Genomic DNA, 18860 nt, shown 5'->3' with positions numbered 1-18860 from the left:
TGCTCTAAATATTTAAAAGTAACTTTGCTAAGATTTTTAGCTAGGTAAGCTTTTATTAAAAAGGCCGAATCCCATTTAATGGTTCGGCCTTTTAAAGCTTTAGGTTAATAACATTAAGAGTTATTTTTTCTTTTCGCTTGGTGCTGGTTGGCCATAATTAGGTGAACGAGGTCCATATAATAAGCCGTTGTAAACATCTGAAGAAAGTAAGCGTGTTGAAGTCATTGCTGCGATTTCAAAGCCTTTATCGGTTACCGTTTCAGCAATTTGATTGATTGCTGCAATAACAAGCATACCTACAAGGCCACCACCGCCATTACTTTGTTGTTCAGCTGAAGAGGCTCTTGCTTTGCCTTGCCATAATTGCTCGCCAGTGCGTAAATCAACTAATGAGGCTGATACAGTTACAGCTGTTTCGCTAGAAATTACAACATAGCTAGTGCCGTATTCTTCAATAGTGATGTAAAGCGCAGAGTCTGCACCAAAAATTTCATGTAATTTATTCGCCGGTACTTGGTGTACGTCGCTTGCAACAGTGAGGCCATTACCTTTAAAGGTTTGATCAACTAAAGCAACAGGAAAAACATAAAAACCCGACTCAGCTATAGGCGCGACCATTTGAGTCATCACACTGTATCGTGCAATTACTTCAGGTGTATTATTTAGCGGAGGTAAAATAATAACTGAGTGAGGGTCTGCTTGTTTAAATGCTGTGTAGTCATGTGCTGGTGGAGGTGAAACACAACCAGCGAGTAATGCGACTAATGCGATCGCTGTGTATGATTTTAAATTAAGCATATTAAGCGCCTTTCGCAGATTTTAGAAGGAAGTCGATGTAATGAACTGATTCTGGGAAAAGTGATTTCTCAGTTTCGAAGTGAGTAGTGCCTAATGAAGGATTACCCGTTTCAAAGTACAGCATACCTAGGTGAGCATGTAAGCCAGGTGCAACATTCTTACTTTTGTTTGCGGCATCGGCAATAATTTGCTCAAGCATACTAATTTGCTCTTCGGCTGTTACGTCATCTGCTTTTAAATAGGCGTATACGGCAGTGCTATAGTCGCCGTAATAGTAAATAGGTTCTTTCGTTGAGTTACAACCCGTTAGGGCTATACAAACAAATGCTAAGGTAATTAGCTTTTTCATTATTTATTGCCCCATTGGCCAGCTTCAAGACCAGTAACTAACTTGTTAACGACTTCGCGAATAGCTAGGTCAAGTACTTTGCCATTTAATGTGGCATCGTATGAAGCTGTGCTACCAAAACCAATAACTTCACGTTCTGATAGGCTGTATTCACCAGCACCTTGCACTGAATAAATAACTTCTGATGTAGTAACATCAACAACATTAAGCGTTACTTTAGCATAAGCAATTTGCGATTTACCTTTACCCAATAAACCAAAAAGCTGGCGATCGCCAATGGCTTTACGGCCAAACTCTGTTACATCACCAGTTACAACAAATTTAGCACCGCTAAGAACTTGTTTTGTACCTGTTAACTTTGCCTCTTCCGCAAGGGCTGCCATATTGTCGCGATCAAGCACACTAAAGCGATTTGTTTGTTGTAAGTGGCTCATTAGTGTTGTTTTTGCTTGGCTACCTAAACGGTCTTGGCCTGATGCAAATATACCATTTTGAAAGCTCGAACGGTTTACAAACTGACCTACGACTAGTTTGCTTTTTGTACCTGAGTAGGTTGTGTTATAGCTAGCAACAGTTGGTGTTTCTATTACTTTTGATGATGTTGTAGCACACCCAGCTAAAGACGAAGCTGTAATTGCAGCGATTACAATTGTTTTAATGTGGCTTTGGTTAATTCGCATAAATTTTTGTCCATATAGATAATTGCAGAAGTTTTTATTGATAGGCGCTTGATTTTTATACTTATAAGTCAATTACTTATTTCAAGAGTCCATTCAACTTACTTTATAGACAAAAGTTGATGTAAATACAATGTTATTTATGTTTTATACAGATACACACAATGAAAAAGAATAAATTCTTTGTAATAACAATGCTAATTCATTAGTTTTTAAATTATTGAAAGCCTTTTTCTATAGTTGATATACAAGGAGATTTATTGCGCGCTGAGTTGTTAATTAGTAATTTTATTCAATTAACTGTAATTTTTAAAACCAATCGGCTGCAACTTGTAGTGGGGAAGGATCGCCTTTTTTAGATACCTAAAACACTAAGGCTTGCTTTGTTGGCGATATTTTTTTAGCGCGAGGCAGGGTTAAGTCAGCTAATGATAATTGCTGCTTGGTCTGCATGTCATTTTGCTCGTAGCCAATAACAACAAAGTCGTGTTTTAACTTATGGCCTGCGTTTTCGCCGCTGTGTATATGTGTTTCTATGCCAAAGCCTAACAGAGCTACATGGGCTATTAAGTTTTGGTCAGTATTATCTTCGATATTAACAGTATCGTATTCGAGATTAATTTTACTGTTGTTTGTAGTCGCTTTTAAATTACCTAAATAACGGGCTTTAGCTACAGGAATAGCTTGTTTATAAAACCAACCTTGCCACCCGTTGCCGTTAACCATAAATCCTGGAGTAGCTACAATCCTACTTTTACCGAGTGCCTTATACGTGCGTTGTCTTTTACTAAACACAGCAGAGGAAAACGGGTCTTTCCAACCCAAATAATCCCAATAAGTAACATGAAAATTAATAGGGATTAAATCAGTCCATAGTTTTTCATCATCTGTAAACGTTGAAATCCAGCGCTCTGCTGGTGGGCAGCTACTGCAACCTTGCGACGTGTAAAGCTCTAAAAAGGTAGTCGGATTAGCTGTACTGGAAATAGTTACTTGCTCAGCAGCTTGGCTTTGAAAGCAAAAAATTATTAACCCAAAAAATGCGATAAGGAATGGACGATATAATGTTTTAGAAAGCATGCTGTGGCTCATAAAGGCTAATATTCACCTTAGCATAAGTGATTTTTAAGATTGAAGTATCACGCAATACTCACAATTAAATCACGTTTTAACTGTATATTTTACTTGGTTAAAACTTAATTTGAACACCCGCTCAAGTTGTGTTTTAATCGTTGCTCAATTATTGAGGAACTTTACATGATTAAATTTTATTTTCACCATACTCCTAACCCAATGAAGGTTGCACTCTTTTTAGAAGAAACAGCCTTACCGTTTGAACTTGTTCCTCTTGATACTTTAAAAGGTGAGCAACATACACCTGAATTTAAAGCAATTAATCCAAACGCTAAAGCGCCAGCAATTGTTGATGGTGAAACTCGTGTGTTCGATTCGAATGCTATTTTAATGTACCTTTCTGAAAAATATGGAAAGCTAGAAGGCAAGGGCGATGATCGCGCTGAAATGCTGTCGTGGTTAATGTTTATCGCATCGGGTTTAGGTCCGTATTCAGGGCAAAGTGTTCACTTTAGACACATGGCGCCAGAAGGGCTTGATTACGCGGTTAATCGCTATTTACGTGAAGCGCAGCGCCATTACGAAGTACTTGATACTCACCTTGAAGGTCGTGACTTTATAGTGGGTGATACGTATACCATTGCTGATGTATCTGCATGGGGCTGGATTGATAAAGCACCGGTTGTATTAGGTGAAGAGGGTTTAGCACCGTACCCAAATCTTAAGCGTTGGTTTGAAAGCATTGATAGCCGCCCAGCGGTTGCACGTGCACGCGCAATTGGTACTGATATAGCCTTTAAAAAAGAGTTTGATGAAGATGCTAAAAAAGCGTTTTTTCCTTCAAACTATCCAAAAGTATAAAAAGTAATTAATACTAAACAGCAGATCAGTTAGCTGATCTGCTGTTTAGTATTTTATGGCTGTGTTAGCACCTCTTTATTTTCGTCTGACTCAAACAAGCTAACTTCTTGTGTATGCTGGCTTACGCTATTTCTTTTTAGGGCGATGTATAGGTCTGAGTGAATATATATACCTTCTTTTCCTGACTTCATTCCTGCAATTTCAAACCATGAAAGGAGTTGGCGTTTTCTACCTGCAAGTTCAAGCCTTATATTGCGCTTTTTAAATATAACGTCGAGATCGGCAAGCATGGCCATTACACTTAAATCTAAATGAGTAAAGCAGGGCACAGCGTCAATTATTACACATTGTGTATCGTCTTTTTGCCTTGCATATTGCTCAAGTAATCTGCGTTTAAAGTAGCTGGCATTAAAGTAAGTTAAAGGTGAATTAAAGCGATAGATAAACACGCCTTGCACTGCTTTTGCTTTATCTGTGGCGTCTAAACTTCTTACTACACCGTTAACATCTACGCCGAGTATATTGTCGGTTGGACGCATAACAGTGCGAATAAATTGAAATAACCCTAGTAATACAGCAAGTGTGATCCCTGGTATAACGCCAATAAATAACACAGCAAGTAAGGTGGCTGAGGCGAGATAAAATGCCTGTTTGTCTTTTCGTTTTAATTGCCAAACAGCTTTTAAATCGAGTAAATGGACAGAGGCAATAATAAGTACAATACCTAGCGCTGCGCTTGGAATAAATTCAAGTGGGGCTGTTAAAAATACAGCTATGAGCGCAATAATGGCCGCTGCAATTATTGATACTAACTGCGTTTTACCACCTGTTGCATCGTTAACAGCGGTGCGTGAGTCGGCGCCACTGACTGCAAAACCTTGCGAAAGAGCTGACGCTATATTGGCAATACCCAACGCTCTAAATTCTTTATCGGCGTCTATGTCGTAGCCATTTTTAGCAGCAAAGCTGCGGGCAGTTAGCATCATACTAACAAAGCTCACGATGGCTAAGTTAAGTGCGGGTACCACCAGCTCACGAATAATCCCTAAATCAAAAACAGGGGTATTAAAAACGGGAAGCCCGCCAGTTACGGTGCCAATGGTTTTTATATCAAATTGTTTTAAATCAAAAATCCATACCAAAAGTGCACCAAAAGCAATAGCAAACATAGATGCAGGCCACGTGGGCTTTATCCGTTTCATGGCAAAATAGACCGCCAGTGTAAACAAAGCCATTAATAAGGTGGGAACGTGTGTTTGCGCTAGATATGTGGGCACACCACCGAGGCGTTCAAGTAAGTAGCGCTCATCAAAAGTAAAACCAAATACTTTAGAAAATTGACCCACAATAATAGTGATAGCTACGCCGTTTAGTAAGCCCATTAAAATAGGTTTAGATAAAAAGTCAGCTAATACACCTAACTTAAATTTACTGGCTATAAAGCACCAAAAGCCGGTCATGGCGGTCATGGTGACAACAAGTTGCCAATGCTTAAAGCTGTCACCTGCAGCAAGAGGTGTTACTACAGCGGCAATAACGGCGCAGGTTGCGGCATCAGGGCCGACTATTAATTGTTTTGAAGTGCCGAAAAGTGCATATAGCATCATTGGCAGTATGCAAGAGTATAACCCTACGGCGGCGTTAACACCGGTTAGTTGTGCGTAAGCAATGGCAACAGGTAAAGCCACTGCAGCTACTGATAGCGCCGCCCTTACATCATCAGCAAACCATTGGCGTTCATAGTGCAGCAATGTATTTAAACCGGGCATAAAATTATATAAACGCGACAGCACCTTAGTTTTCCTGCTAATAGTTACAACGTTTTGATAGTAAATTTAATATTCAAATAAGTATAGCTAGGACGACGGTTATTTTAATAAATTGCAGGTGATTATTTATCAAGATATTAAATTTATAATTTGGCAAAAAAGTGAAAATTGAATTTTCCTGAGGTGTCTTTTAATCAGCTTATGTGCGTAGTATTAATGTACTGATATTGAGCACCTCAAGAAATCACTAAATCTAAAATCTAGTTTTAAATTTTTTAAGATTATTTAGCACCACATGCCGGATATAACTCAAGCACCTCTGTTACTACTTGTCCAAATAAGGCTTGTTCTTGCTGTGTTAAATCTATAGCAGGAATAAATGGCATTGTGTCTGTTAATTCCGAGGTAATGATTTGATAAAAGGTCATCGCTGTAAGGACATTCCCAGCATAGGATGCATGATTACCGTCGGCACTATGAAGGTTTATACTAGGCATTATTTCTAATACTCGATTCCATACAAAGCCAACAGGCGCTATGCAGCTAGGTTGTTTTTGACTGATTGCTAAATGGAGGTCGTAAACCTGCTTTGCTTCTGCGGGATCCCCTTTTTGAGGATGCTCTGGAAATAAAATAGGTGTAATTTTATGCTCTTTTGCGTTCGAGATTAATCGCTCAGTTGCACTTGTAGGGTAGTCAGTCGAACCTGATTGTGAGTACTTTTGGCCTTGAAAAATTGCATGACTCCAGTTATCACTTTTTAATTTATCGACATTTGCATCTACTGCGACTATTTCATCTAAAAATCGACCACTAACAGTCGTTATTTTGACTAAAGTGCTAGGTAACTGGTTTGTAATAATTATTTCTAATAAGCCCCCTAACTGTGAACTATGGCTATTACCATAGATAATTATTTTGTAGTCACTTAAGGGACTGTTATTAATAACCGCTTTTGATTGTGGTATTTCAATGCTTTCAGCCTCTTTTGTTTTACTTCCCCCAGAGCCGCATGCTGTTAATAATAGTAATGATAATGTGATTGATATTGTTGTTATGTATTTTAGAGACATTGTTAATCCTTTTTTAGTACCAATTATAAGTACAGCTTTAGAGTACTAGACATTTTATAACCAAGCTGCAAGGTTGCTGGTTTTTAGTGCAATGTATGGTGCTTAGTTTGTGCGCTAAAAGTGAAGTGCGGGAGGTTGGTATTGTTTAAGCGGTATCTAAATTTTAGTTTGGAGTATTATTCAATGATAATTTTATTGCTTTAAATAAATATTTAGTTATAAAAATTGTGCGATGTTTTAACACAAGTGCCACTTTTTTGTAGACGTAAAAAAGCCTGCATAAAAGCAGGCTTTAGTTTCTAGGGAAAATTAAAATTTAGCGCGAATACCAAAGCTGTAACGGCGATCCGCTTCAGTGTACTTCCAAGCACCACCTAGTTCAGATAGGTAAATAGAAGGCTCACCCGTTAAGTTGGTCGCATTACCTACTAAGGTCACGTTTTCGTTAATATCCCAGCTTGCAGAGAAGTCTAACTGACCTCTGTCGTCACGGTAGTTATTACCGTAAACAGTACCTTCTGCTGAAATACTGCCGTCTGAGTTAATATTTTCTACACGTTTCTCGTTTTCAGTATCTAAGAAACTGTCACGGTAGTTATAAGCTAGACGAGTAGAGAAACCTTCGTACTCCCAAAATACTTGTAAGTTATACGTATTTTTAGAAATATCTAATAACGGGTTACCGTTTGGTTGCTCGCTGTCTGCGTATGTGTAGTTTGCGTTAATGCCTAAGCCAGAAAATGCACCAGGTAGGTCTGTAAAGAACTGTTGATAACCAACTTCAAAGCCTTGTACTGAGCCGTTTTCACCGTTTACATTTTTAACAGTATCGATACCCGTTAGTCCTGCGTCACGTAAGCCTGCTACATGGTTAAAGCCATCAGCATCTACTGGGAAGTCAGTTGCATCCGAGTAAACTAGGTTATCTTGTGAAACACCTGCAACGTCAAGCTGACATACTTGGTTCCATTGAGTTACGTTTTGGCCTGTTGAAGTGCTTGATGCAGCTACACAGCTACTTTCGTTACTTAAGAAAGATTCAACATCTTTATAAAATACTGCGAAAGAAATTACGTTACCTTGGTCAAAGTAATGCTCTACAGATAAGTCGTATTGCGTTGCACGATATGGTTCTAAATCAATAGAGCCTTGCGTTGCACCTGTAATGTCGTTATTAACGTCAAATGCAGGGCTTAGTTCGCTAAAGTCAGCGCAGCGCATAACTTTTGCAGCAGCAAAGCGGAATAATGTTTCGTCTGAGTAGTTATACGTTACGTTTAAGCTTGGTAAAAAGTCGCTGTAGTCATTGTCGCCAGTTACTTTTTCGCCATTAAGAAATACGCTTGATTCTAAATCTGTAGTTACATAACGACCACCCACAATTGCAGTGATGTTATCAAAGTCTAAGTAGGCTGATATATACACGGCAGCTGTATCTTCAACTACGTTACGGTATGCGCTTTCTTGGAACTCTTGGTTATCTGAAAGACTACCTGTTGACGCTAAGTTAGTACCTGCAAGTAACTGCTGAAGTTGAGCGTAAGTATTGGCCGGGTTAGATAAACCGTTGTAGCTTAAAAAGGTTAGTAGGTCATTTTGTCCCGAATGACCTAGTTGGTCAAATGAGTTGTCGTGGCTAACTGTTGTAAAGCTATTTGAAAAAGCAGCGTTGTAGTCATCAACCCATAAAGTGGCTAACGAACCGTCTGAGTCGTTAAATGCATTTTTATAAATGTCTTTAATTTCTACTTTGTATTGCTCATATTCGTAATCGCGGTTAGTAACACGTACACCCGCTTTTACTTTAGATACCCAGCTTAAGCTGCTGAGTGGCTCAAACATTTCAACATCAAAACGAATAGCTGTTTCGTCATTGTCTGTTCTTCTATCTTCACTTTTAAACGTACGAAGTGCTAAGTTTTGTGGGTCAGTAAATGCATTAGGATCTGAATGAATGATGCTTGGTAATTTATTACCGTCCTGAGAGAATGCACCATCATATAAATGATTTGTTAGCTGAGTTCCGCCACTTGCTTCAAATGTTGATTTTTCGATTGGGCGAAGTGTAAATTCAGAATCAGGTCTTACGCTTTCTGATGATGCTACCGCAATTTCACCAGAGATTTTGATGCTGTCAGTAAGGTTCCACTCTGCACCAAGTGCATTTGAAAACGAGTCAGTTTCACGAAAGTCACTGTATGTTTTAGGAATACCAAATTCGTTTGTTAACGTGTAATTGTTTACGCCGTTAGCATCTTGAGTTGTATTTGCATCTGTTGATAACGAACCTGCGACACCTAAAATAGAGTTACCAGCTTGTTCACCTGAGCGCTTTGTGCCGCTTAAATCAAGATACACCATGCCATTACCAGATTGTGGTGCCCATTGAAGAGATAAATTTACAGCAGTTCGTTTACGTTGTTCTACATATTGTTCAACACTGTGCTCGTCTCTTACGATAGCGTTGCCACTAGGTGTATTACCTTCTTGGCCATTAATTTCTATATCTTGAGGTTTAACACGGCTAGATGTTTCATCTTGGCGAATTTCGCGATCTTGGAATGAAAACATAGCAATGGCACCAAAGGTACCCATTTCATCAAAGTCCCAGTTGTTACCAATTGAACCACTAAAAATAGGAGCTACATTTTCTGTTTTATCAGCGTATTCGCCATCTAATGAAACTGCGCCAGTTAGTTTATCTAACTCTAATGGGCGAACTGTCTTTAAACTAACTGTTCCGCCTAATGCACCCTCAATCATATCGGCAGTAGGAGACTTAACTACTTCTACTGTTTTCAAGAAGCTTGATGGGTAATCTTGCAAGCTAATGCCGTCACGAGAGTCACCAATCGTAGAGCGACCATTTAATTCAACACGATTTTGAGGTAAGCCACGAATCGAAACACTGTCACCCACACCAAAATCGGTATTAATAGATACCCCAGTAATACGTTGCAACGCTTCTGCAATATTATTATCTGGTAACTTACCAATGTCTTCAGCAACAATTGCATCTACAATACGTCCGTCAGTACGCTTAAGCATAGCGGCGGCTTTCATACTGCCTAGCATGCCTTTTACTTCAATAACTTCAATGTCTGCAGCTGCCGTTTCTGAAGCTGCGGGAGCCTCTTGCGCTGCAATATTTGAAGAAGCCATTAGTAAAAGGGCTGCGGCACTGATTGCTGTAGAGCTACTTCTTTTATGCTTATTAATTAATGTTGAAGTAATTTGATTGAGTTTCATGTATCTCTCCCGTTTGGGTACGACTTGCGTCATTGTGTGTGTTTTTTCACCTGGTTCGGTTAACCAATTTAACTATTTCTTTCCTGTAGTGTGTCATACAGGTGGTATGATTGAAATTAATCCAATTCAACTTTATTTACAACCTTTGTTTACCAAAATTTCACAATGTGTATTACAAAAGCCTCTTTTATTTTGCTTATATTTAATAAATTTAAAGGCTTATAGTGTGTTTTTATTTTTTGTATTTTGAATGAATTTTATTGAAGTATCTTTACCAAAGGCATTTTTATATATTATTTGTACTATTTAATACATTTGTTAGTACTATTTAATACATTTGTTAGTACTATTTTTAAATTTTATGCCGTACTTTTATACGTGTTTAGTTTACTTTTTAAGTGATATTGACTTGGAAGAGCGACCATTAAAAGTTCTAAATGATTTATAAATTTGCGAAATAGTGGAGAGGTTAAAATAATTAAAAATCATTTTGGTAATACCAATTTTCTATTGTTTTTATATTGATTTTGTACTAGCTGGGGTGGGGGCGATACACTAGGTAGCGATAAATAGATTTTTACGCAAAAAAAAGCCCAGCATAATAATGCTGGGCTTTCTTACTTTAGATGTATTAGCTCTGTAATTCGCCTGTAGATGATTCTAAATGTGCTCGTATGAACCACTGAAATTGCTCTAAATCGGCTAGTTGGCTGGTGATCATATCTTCAGACACCGGATCTAGTTCAGAAAGAGTCTCGATTGCTTTGCGGTGATCGGCATTAACGCCGTTATATACTTTATCAAGCGCAGCCAAATGCTCGGTGACTAGGCCTTTGCCTACAGAGTATTCGTCCCAAGTACGGCGATCTACAATTGATTTTGGTGTGCCAACAGGTACTGCACCGAGTGTCGCAATTCGCTCTGCAATTGTATCTGTCATTTCGCGTACAATGTCTACTTGCGGGTCTATCATTTCATGTACGCCAATAAAGTTAGGTCCCACTACGTTCCAGTGAATATGCTTTAAAGTAAGCTGTAAATCTATCAATGCAACCATGCGGTTATCTAGCGTAGCTATTGTTTTTTGAGCTGATTCGTAACTCATACCTGGCGCGGTAAATTTAGTTGTTTTGTTTGATTCGTTATTGTTACTCATAATTTCTCCTACTTAACTAATGTGTTGCTCATATAATGTGTTGCTCATATAATGTGTTGCGTGATGAGCGTGACTTAAACTTAATAAAGCAACTGCTATGCCGTAAGTTGATTTATTTAAAAAGTAATTTAAAAACATGTGGTTATATTTTAAATTAAGGTTTTTAAGGCTGCAGAGGAGATTGGGTTTTTGAAAAGCCTGCATATATTTGTAAAATATGCAGACTTCGATTTAGTTACTCTTAGATGTATTTAAACGTTGGCTATATATTCGTGCGCTTTTAAAACATCGAGCGGCACTATTTCTAATGATTTTTTATTTGTAGCCTCAAGTACCACTGGTGGCGCAACGTTTGCTGAAATAGCATGAAGCCATCTTACTGCACACAAGCACCATTTATCACCGACTTTTAAACCTTCAAAATCGTAAAGAGGGTTCGGGCTTATTAAATCGTTACCTTGTGATTTTGAAAATTGTAAAAACTCATCAGTCATAATTGCACACACACTGTGATTGCCAAGATCTGATTCTGGTACATAACAAAACCCTTCACGTGTGTAGCCACCATTACCGCAACATAGTTTTAAGCGTGTGCCGAGTACATTAAATTGATTCGCCATGAAATACCTTAATTAGTGGTGTTTAATAAATTTACTCTATCAGGAGTAACTCGCTTGAGATAGCTATAAAACTTAAAAGAGGGAAGGGCTACACAAACTTAAGCCCGCAGCAAATTGCGGGCTTAGTATTGTTTATTATTTAATACGCAGCGCCATACAATCGCTATGGCCGTTTATGATCATGCTTTTATCAACACGCACGCCACCACCGGAGTATTTACCGGCGGCTGTAAAACTACATATTTGTACAAAGTAATCATCTACTTTAGGCAATGCAAATAGCTGTTGGTATATTTGGTCTTGCTCGGCAAAGTGCCCCATTGTCTTTTCTATAACTTGCTGCTGTTCATCAACAAGTTGAATATTAGCGCCACAGCGTCCCACTATTGGTTTAACTACATATCCGGTTTGTAATAACTCGTCGTTAAGCTCAAACGCGGTATTAAGTAAATATTTATGATTAGGGAATAAGCTCCACAGTATTGGCAAAATAGCCTTGTTACTAGGAATTAATGTCCACAGCGGTTCAAACACCATGACATTTTTACGCAGTAATACATCGACTAAGCGTGGCGTTTCACCAGCTTTGAATTGTGGTTCAAAGTTATCACCTAATGATTGGTTGGCTTCGCATTCTTCACGAATTTGATCAAGTGCGGTTTCCCACGACCAGGTTTTCCATACGTAACTCAGTTGTGCGCCATCAGTATCTACTATGTTGCCTGACTCATTCCAGCGAAGTGTGCTTAAGCCAATTACTAGCTTACATTCAAAGCCTGCGGCTTCAATAGCTTCTTTCATAAATAATGCGTGGTAATGTTCTTCTGGTTCATCATCTTGCAGAATATGAACAAGACCTTTTACCTCACTTTTACGCCATGCTTTTACGAGATCTTTAAATAAATTTTGGCCTGCATCTACACCTGTTTTAACACTAAAGTGTTTTGCCCACTTTCCCTGAACTTTGCCGCTTTCCATGTAACACGATGCCGAATCGCAATTGTATTCGTAAACTTTTAAACCTGCTGCTGTTAAGGCAAAGTCAAACCGACTGGTAATTAATTGGTTTAAGCGGTTATCCCACGATTGGCGAATTTTATTAAGTACAACATCGGGTAAATTAAACTTTTTTAATAACTCAGGGTGCTGCAGTACATAGTCGGTTGCATGCATAAATAAACCATGCAGCTCATTTGTTGCATGCTCAATGCTTTGCTGCGCCGTTTGAGATATTGCAAAGTAATTATGCTGATCTTCATCTACGGATGTAAGTTTATGGCCTTGCATCATTTCTACGTAGGCAGCTTCATCGTCATTCGCAATATTTAACCATGACTTGTTTGCTTGGCCTGTATCGCTGCTTTATGGGCTTCTATAGTAAATAAGTCAGTGTTTAGCTCAAACGTTGGCTCAGCATATTCTGTTTCATCAGTTTGTGTCATCCAACCTAAAATAGTAGCGTCGCTGTAAGAGCACTCAATCCAATAGTCGCCATCTTTAGTTACTTTTGCTTTTAGTTCACGGCACCAGTTTTGATTTGTTGGCCATATTTGATGCCCTACATTTTGCTCAGCAAGACGTATTTTATCTTCATGCACTTCAACAATGACAGCAACATGGCCTGTTTCTTCAAACTCGCCGCCTTCTTCCCATATAAGTAAACTACCTACTTGAGGGTGATGTTTAGCACCATTTTTAAACGCGTTTAGTGACAATCTGTTTTGGCTATTTACATCGCGCACTGAACGCAACTCAAAAATATCGTAAGCCATAGCTATGTCATCAAAAATATAACCATGATTGAGGTACATCCATCTTCGGGCAAATTCAACGCATTGCCATTTATAGCCCATGTAAATGCCGTCTAGGTAACTACGATAGGCACTACGATTAGGATAAATGCTTTCATCAGCCGTATCATAATCAGATGAGTAAACAGCAACATTACCAGGTGCATAACCTAATAAAGTACCAAAATCACTAGCAGGAGCAGAAGATTTCATAAACAAAGATGTTCAAAATAAGGTGTGATAATTTGCTGACTATATGAGCCAAACTGCGTTATAGCAAGATATTACTGAGTATAATCTTTAATTAAAAATTGGCGCTAAATAGGGCTTAAAATTATATTTTATCAATCCATAGTTTTAAAAGTAGTAGTTAAGAAATCCATCCTTCAAAGTGCTTATACATATAAAACTAAACCTATATCCGTACTTTGGTTAACTTTTTATTAAACTGTTGCGCTTGGTATAGCAAAACTAGCTAAAAGTTTTTAAAACAGGAAAAACAATGGAAGACATAATAAACAACATTGATATTAATCAATATTTACCCGCTGCAATTACGTGGGCAACCAACATATTACTAGCAATTGCAATTTTACTTGCGGGCTTATGGTTAGCGGGCAAAGTACGCAATTTAATTATTGGCTTGTGTCATAAATACACTCATCTTGACGATACGCTTTTTCGCTTTTTAGGCAGCATGGCTCGCTACATCATATTAGCGTTCGTTATTATTGCTGTGTTAAATCGCTTTGGTGTACAAACAGCCTCTATTATTGCTTTACTCGGTGCTGCGGGACTTGCTATAGGCTTAGCATAACAAGGTGCAATGTCGAACCTTGCAGCGGGCGTTATGTTGCTAATATTTAGACCTTATAAAGTGAATGACTTTATTGAGGCTGCAGGGCGTTTTGGTAAAGTAACAGAAGTAGATATGTTTACTACTATTTTACAAACGTTCGATAACCAACAGGTTATTATTCCAAATAGTCAAATTTGGGGCGCGCAAATTATAAACCATTCACATCATCCAATTTGTGGTGTGGATATGCATTTTGGTGTTGCTTACGGTGAAGATACAGCGGCTGTGCGTAAAGTTATAGATGCGTACTTGCAGCGCACCCACACATACTAAAGGATCCAGCGCCTTTTGTTGAAGTAGAAACACTTAACAACAGTTCAGTAGACTTTTTAGTAAGACCTTTTTGTAAGGGCGAGCATTACTTCGATATTCTTTACACGGTGCCAGAGTTAATTAAAAAAGCACTTGATGAAAACAACATCGAAATACCTTTCCCGCATCGTAAAGTTATTTTAGTTAACGAAAGCAAAGATTAACTAAATTTATAACGGTTTAAACGCAAGAGCACTTTTAAGTGCTCTTTTTTTGTGTGAAAAAGTTACATACCTGTGTAACCTTTTCTTTTATAAATCACCTCAAATACTACATTTTTATCTGTACAGCCCTTTTTTACTAGGTTAGATGGCTGGTCTTTATTTTGCATTTGCATAGTCGCTTTTAGCTTTAAAGCTCATAAAAACTATTGACCCATTAAATCAAACTGTATGAAGGACTAAACATGGCTGAATCATTTAAATACTCAGGTAATAAAGGGCATGGCGGTGAATTGCATCAAAAAGCGTCGGATGAACACCCTACCATGACCACCGCGCAGGGCTGCCCTGTAAGTGACGATCAAAACTCATTACGTGCAGGAAAGCGTGGCCCAGGATTATTAGAAGATCACATAATGCGCGAGAAGATCTTTCACTTTGATCACGAGCGCATTCCTGAGCGTGTAGTGCACGCTAGAGGCTATGGTGCACACGGATATTTTGAAACTTACGACACGCTTGAAGATTTAACCTGTGCAGATATTTTTCAGCGAAAAGGTGAAAAAACCCCAGTATTTACTCGTTTCTCTACAGTTGCAGGTAATAAAGGGTCTCCAGATTTAGCACGTGATGTACGTGGTTTTGCGGTAAAATTTTATACCCAAGAAGGAAACTGGGATTTAGTGGGTAACAATATACCGGTATTCTTTATTCAGGATGCGATGAAGTTTCCAGACTTAGTTCATTCAGCTAAAGCCGAGCCAGATCGTGGTTTTCCGCAAGCGCAAACAGCACATGATAACTTTTGGGATTTTGTGAGCTTATCGCCTGAGTCAATGCACATGGTTATGTGGGCAATGTCTGATAGAGCTATTCCGCGCTCTTTACGCTTTATGGAAGGTTTTGGCGTTCATACCTTTAAATTTATTAATGCCAAAGGTGATGAAAAATACGTTAAGTTTCACTGGAAACCAAAAGGCGGCATGCAATCAGTTGTGTGGAACGAGGCGCTTAAATTAAATGGCGCAGACCCTGATTTTCATCGCAGAGATATGTGGAAATCTATTGGCAACGGCGACTTCCCAGAGTGGGAGCTAGGTGTACAGGTGTTTGATCAGCAATTTGCTGATGAATTTGAATTTGATGTATTCGATGCCACCAAGCTTATACCTGAAGAGCAAGTACCAGTGCAAATTGTTGGCCGTATGGTGCTTGACCGTGTTGTAGACAACTTTTTTGCAGAAACAGAGCAAGTAGCATTTTGTACTCAAAACATTGTACCAGGGCTCGATTTTACACCCGACCCGCTACTGCAAGGTCGTAACTTTTCATACTTAGATACTCAAACTAAGCGTTTAGGTGGTCCTAACTTTACGCATATCCCGATCAATGCGCCTAAATGCCCAATGCGTCATTTTCAGCAAGATGGCCACATGGCAATGCATAATCCAAAAGGGCGTGTTAATTACGAACCAAACTCATGGAGCGGCGACGAAAACAACCCACGCGAATGCCCAGTACACGGCTTTAAAAGCTCAAAGGAACCTGAAGTAAGCGGCGGTGATAAACTGCGTTATCGCTCAGAAACATTCAACGATCATTACAGTCAAGCTCGTCAGTTTTATTTAAGCCAAACAGAGGTAGAGCAGGCGCATATTCAATCTGCGTACGTGTTTGAGCTTTCTAAAGTTGAGCATTTACCAATACGAGAGCGTTTGGTATCGCACTTGTTAAATATTGACGAAACCCTCGCAAATAAAGTTGCCGAAGGACTTGGCTTGCAAGAAATGCCAGACCCAGCTGAAGCGGCTATGCCAACACGTAAAGACTTACCTGTATCTGATGCGTTAAGTATTTTGAAAAATGCGCCCAACACCTTCAAAGGCCGTAAATTAGGTATTTTAGTAAGTGATGGCTTTAATGCAGACATCTTTGAATCGGTTACCAATGCACTTAAAAGTGAAGGCGCAAACTTTGAAATTATTGCCCCACAAGTTGGCGGTGCTAAATGCAGTAAAGGTAAGCACTTTAAAGCTGATCAGGTTATTAATGGTGGTCCATCGGTTTTATACGATGCGGTACTTGTACTCACCACTGAAGAGGGAGCCGAAAAACTAGCTGCTATTGCAGAAGCTAAAGACTTTGTAAGCGATGCGTATGCACATATGAAATACATAGGCTACACACAAGAGGCTAAGCTTTTATTTAAAGCCGCAGGGCTCGATGACAAAGCAGATGATGGTTGGATTGATTTAGAGGCACACTCTGCCGATAAATTTATAAATACATTACGTAATTTAAGATATTGGAAACGTTAGTAAGCTCAATAATTAAAAAACCACAGCATGTAATTGTTGTGGTTTTTTTAGCTCACCTAGTTAAGGTATTAGTTCAAGCCAACAATAAAATTGGATATATTATGAAGCTTAATGGCGCTTGTCACTGTGGCAAAGTGGTATTTACGGTCAACTCAAAACACCCTTATCCTTATAATTTATGCTATTGCTCTGTATGTCGTAAAACCGCAGGGGGCGGCGGGTTTGTTATTAATTTGAACGCACAATACAGCACGCTTGAGGTTACAGGGCGTGAACACATAACTATTTATCATGCAAAAATAGGCGATAAAATCAGCCCTGCAGAGCGTCATTTTTGTAAGCATTGTAGTGCTAACTTGTGGTTATACGATGCACGTTGGCCTGAGCAAGTTCACCCCTTTGCAGGTGCAATAGATAGTGAGTTACCCATACCGCCAGAGCGCACTCATTTAATGCTTGGTAGTAAAGCAAATTGGGTAAATGCGCCCATTAATGAAAGTGACAAGCAGTTTGAAGAATACCCTGATGAAAGTATTGCTGCTTGGCATAAGCGTTTAAACCTCGAAAAGTAACGCAATTTTTTGTATGAGCTAAGCTTAAATTTAGGGGTAATTAAACGCATATTTAGTTAATTAAATATTAAAAATCACCGCGTAAGTAAAGGAGAATATTATGGCAGTCTCAGCAATACCAAAAGGGTTTCATTCAGTTACACCTTATCTAATTATGAATGACGCACAAAAAGCGATAGATTTTTATTGTGATGCATTTAGTGCTGAACACGTAATGCAGATGCCTTTACCTGATGGTGGAATAGCACATGCAGAAATAATAATTGGTGATTCGCATATTATGCTTTCAGATAATGGTTCTGAAGAGCATTTAAAAAACCCAAAAGAGCTCGGTGGTACAGCGCTAAGCCTTATGCTTTATGTTGAAGATGTTGATACCGTATTTAAAAAAGCAATTGAGCTTGGTGCAACAGAAATAAGACCCGTACATGATCAGTTTTATGGTGATAGGGCCGGCACGCTACAAGACCCATTTGGTCATATATGGATCATTGGTACACATAAAGAAGATGTTAGTAACGAAGAGTTAAATAATCGAATTGGGAATATAACAAATCAAGAGCAAGACGCATAACTCGCATGCTAATTAGATTTATGTAGCTTTCTAATTACGTTGATGGCTTCAATGGAAGGCTTGTGGCTTGTGGCTTTTGCTTCAGCTTAACTAGGTTTTGCCTTGTTATCGACACGGTTTTCTTACCTAAAAGTAGCTCACTTAGTAAAGCGAATTGGTATAGATTACTAGTTAAATTTTAGGCATAAAAAAACCTCAGCCAATAATTAGCTGAGGTTCAAAAGTGGTACCAGCGGCCGGACTCGAACCGGCACTCCTTTCGGAAGGGGATTTTGAATCCCCCATGTCTACCAATTTCATCACGCTGGCATAATTTTTCTTTAATCTTTTAAGCATAAAAAGATAAAGAAAAACCACTTAAAATAAAAAGGATACTTATATACCTCTTATTCTGTATCCGCATTATACAAACAAAAGAGGGGGCGGCAAGCCTTTTCTTTTATTTGCATAAACAACTGATTGATAATTAATCGTTTATAGCAAGGAGACTCCACCGGTAAATTTTTTAAGTCTTTTTGGGCCGATATATAAAGCGAATATTTTGGGTTATGAGTGCTATTAAATTGTTATGCGATTGAATAAATGAGCAATTGAACTATTGATAATAGTTAGCCGTATTACAATAATTATTCCTGATTTATGCCGATT

At 38.7% G+C, this 18860-nt stretch carries 13 protein-coding genes, 1 tRNA gene and 2 pseudogenes; 5 read left to right on the top strand and 11 right to left on the bottom strand.

Annotated features, from left to right (window positions below):
- Positions 1-120: 120 nt before the first annotated feature.
- The 4 genes from ABX891_RS14855 to ABX891_RS14840 all read right to left on the bottom strand — a co-directional run bounded on the left by ABX891_RS14855 (position 121) and on the right by ABX891_RS14840 (position 2916).
- Positions 121-798, bottom strand: a complete 678-nt coding sequence (locus ABX891_RS14855) for a DUF799 domain-containing protein (RefSeq protein ID WP_354629806.1) — start codon at positions 796-798, stop codon at positions 121-123.
- Between the two features lies 1 nt (position 799).
- Entirely contained in the window at positions 800-1147 is a 348-nt protein-coding gene (locus ABX891_RS14850) for a DUF4810 domain-containing protein (RefSeq protein WP_008165258.1), read from the bottom strand.
- The gene (locus ABX891_RS14845) at positions 1147-1827 is read right to left on the bottom strand and encodes a CsgG/HfaB family protein (RefSeq protein ID WP_278382788.1); all 681 of its coding nucleotides are present in this window, start codon (positions 1825-1827) and stop codon (positions 1147-1149) included. Before ABX891_RS14845 ends, ABX891_RS14850 begins: the two co-directional genes overlap by 1 nt.
- Positions 1828-2187: 360 nt before the next feature.
- Positions 2188-2916: a DUF1223 domain-containing protein gene (locus ABX891_RS14840; RefSeq protein ID WP_354629805.1), complete on the bottom strand. Its 729-nt coding sequence runs from the start codon at positions 2914-2916 to the stop codon at positions 2188-2190.
- 165 nt (positions 2917-3081) lie between these two features.
- On the opposite strand from ABX891_RS14840, the gene ABX891_RS14835 reads away from it, so the two are divergent.
- Positions 3082-3759 carry a glutathione S-transferase family protein gene (locus ABX891_RS14835; RefSeq protein ID WP_354629804.1) on the top strand — a complete coding sequence of 226 codons (678 nt, stop codon included), beginning with the start codon at positions 3082-3084 and terminating at the stop codon, positions 3757-3759.
- A gap of 53 nt (positions 3760-3812) precedes the next feature.
- Here ABX891_RS14835 and ABX891_RS14830 read toward each other — a convergent pair whose 3' ends face one another.
- From ABX891_RS14830 to gss, 6 genes and pseudogenes are all read right to left on the bottom strand, one after another.
- A complete protein-coding gene (locus ABX891_RS14830; protein ID WP_354629803.1) occupies positions 3813-5552 on the bottom strand; it encodes a SulP family inorganic anion transporter in 1740 nt (579 codons plus the stop codon).
- A 257-nt stretch (positions 5553-5809) separates the two neighbouring features.
- Complete coding sequence (locus ABX891_RS14825; protein ID WP_309168386.1) at positions 5810-6601, bottom strand: hypothetical protein; 792 nt, start codon at positions 6599-6601, stop codon at positions 5810-5812.
- 309 nt (positions 6602-6910) lie between these two features.
- Positions 6911-9850, bottom strand: a complete 2940-nt coding sequence (locus ABX891_RS14820) for a TonB-dependent receptor (protein ID WP_354629802.1) — start codon at positions 9848-9850, stop codon at positions 6911-6913.
- Positions 9851-10481: 631 nt separating this feature from the next.
- Positions 10482-11006, bottom strand: coding sequence for a DNA starvation/stationary phase protection protein Dps (gene dps / locus ABX891_RS14815; protein WP_354629801.1), 525 nt, complete (start codon positions 11004-11006; stop codon positions 10482-10484).
- A gap of 251 nt (positions 11007-11257) precedes the next feature.
- A complete protein-coding gene (locus ABX891_RS14810) occupies positions 11258-11626 on the bottom strand; it encodes a DUF2237 family protein (RefSeq protein WP_354629800.1) in 369 nt (122 codons plus the stop codon).
- A 135-nt stretch (positions 11627-11761) separates the two neighbouring features.
- Positions 11762-13629: pseudogene (gene gss, locus ABX891_RS14805) on the bottom strand (bifunctional glutathionylspermidine amidase/synthase).
- A 289-nt stretch (positions 13630-13918) separates the two neighbouring features.
- Between gss and ABX891_RS14800 the strand changes: the two are divergent.
- The 4 genes and pseudogenes from ABX891_RS14800 (at position 13919) to ABX891_RS14785 (ending at position 18212) form a co-directional block, all read left to right on the top strand.
- Positions 13919-14751 (top strand): annotated as a pseudogene (locus ABX891_RS14800) (mechanosensitive ion channel family protein).
- Between the two features lie 242 nt (positions 14752-14993).
- Positions 14994-17066: a catalase gene (locus ABX891_RS14795; protein WP_354629799.1), complete on the top strand. Its 2073-nt coding sequence runs from the start codon at positions 14994-14996 to the stop codon at positions 17064-17066.
- Between the two features lie 101 nt (positions 17067-17167).
- Positions 17168-17638, top strand: coding sequence for a GFA family protein (locus ABX891_RS14790; protein WP_024595440.1), 471 nt, complete (start codon positions 17168-17170; stop codon positions 17636-17638).
- A gap of 100 nt (positions 17639-17738) precedes the next feature.
- Complete coding sequence (locus ABX891_RS14785) at positions 17739-18212, top strand: VOC family protein (protein WP_024595441.1); 474 nt, start codon at positions 17739-17741, stop codon at positions 18210-18212.
- A 224-nt stretch (positions 18213-18436) separates the two neighbouring features.
- Here ABX891_RS14785 and ABX891_RS14780 read toward each other — a convergent pair.
- A tRNA-Leu gene (locus ABX891_RS14780) sits at positions 18437-18521 on the bottom strand.
- Positions 18522-18860 lie beyond the last annotated feature (339 nt).

This window comes from Pseudoalteromonas sp. NCIMB 1079, assembly GCF_040567695.1.
GTDB classification, from domain to species: Bacteria; Pseudomonadota; Gammaproteobacteria; order Enterobacterales; family Alteromonadaceae; genus Pseudoalteromonas; species Pseudoalteromonas distincta.
Note: the sequence above shows the minus strand (reverse complement) of the source record. Positions and strands in the feature narration are given on the sequence as shown.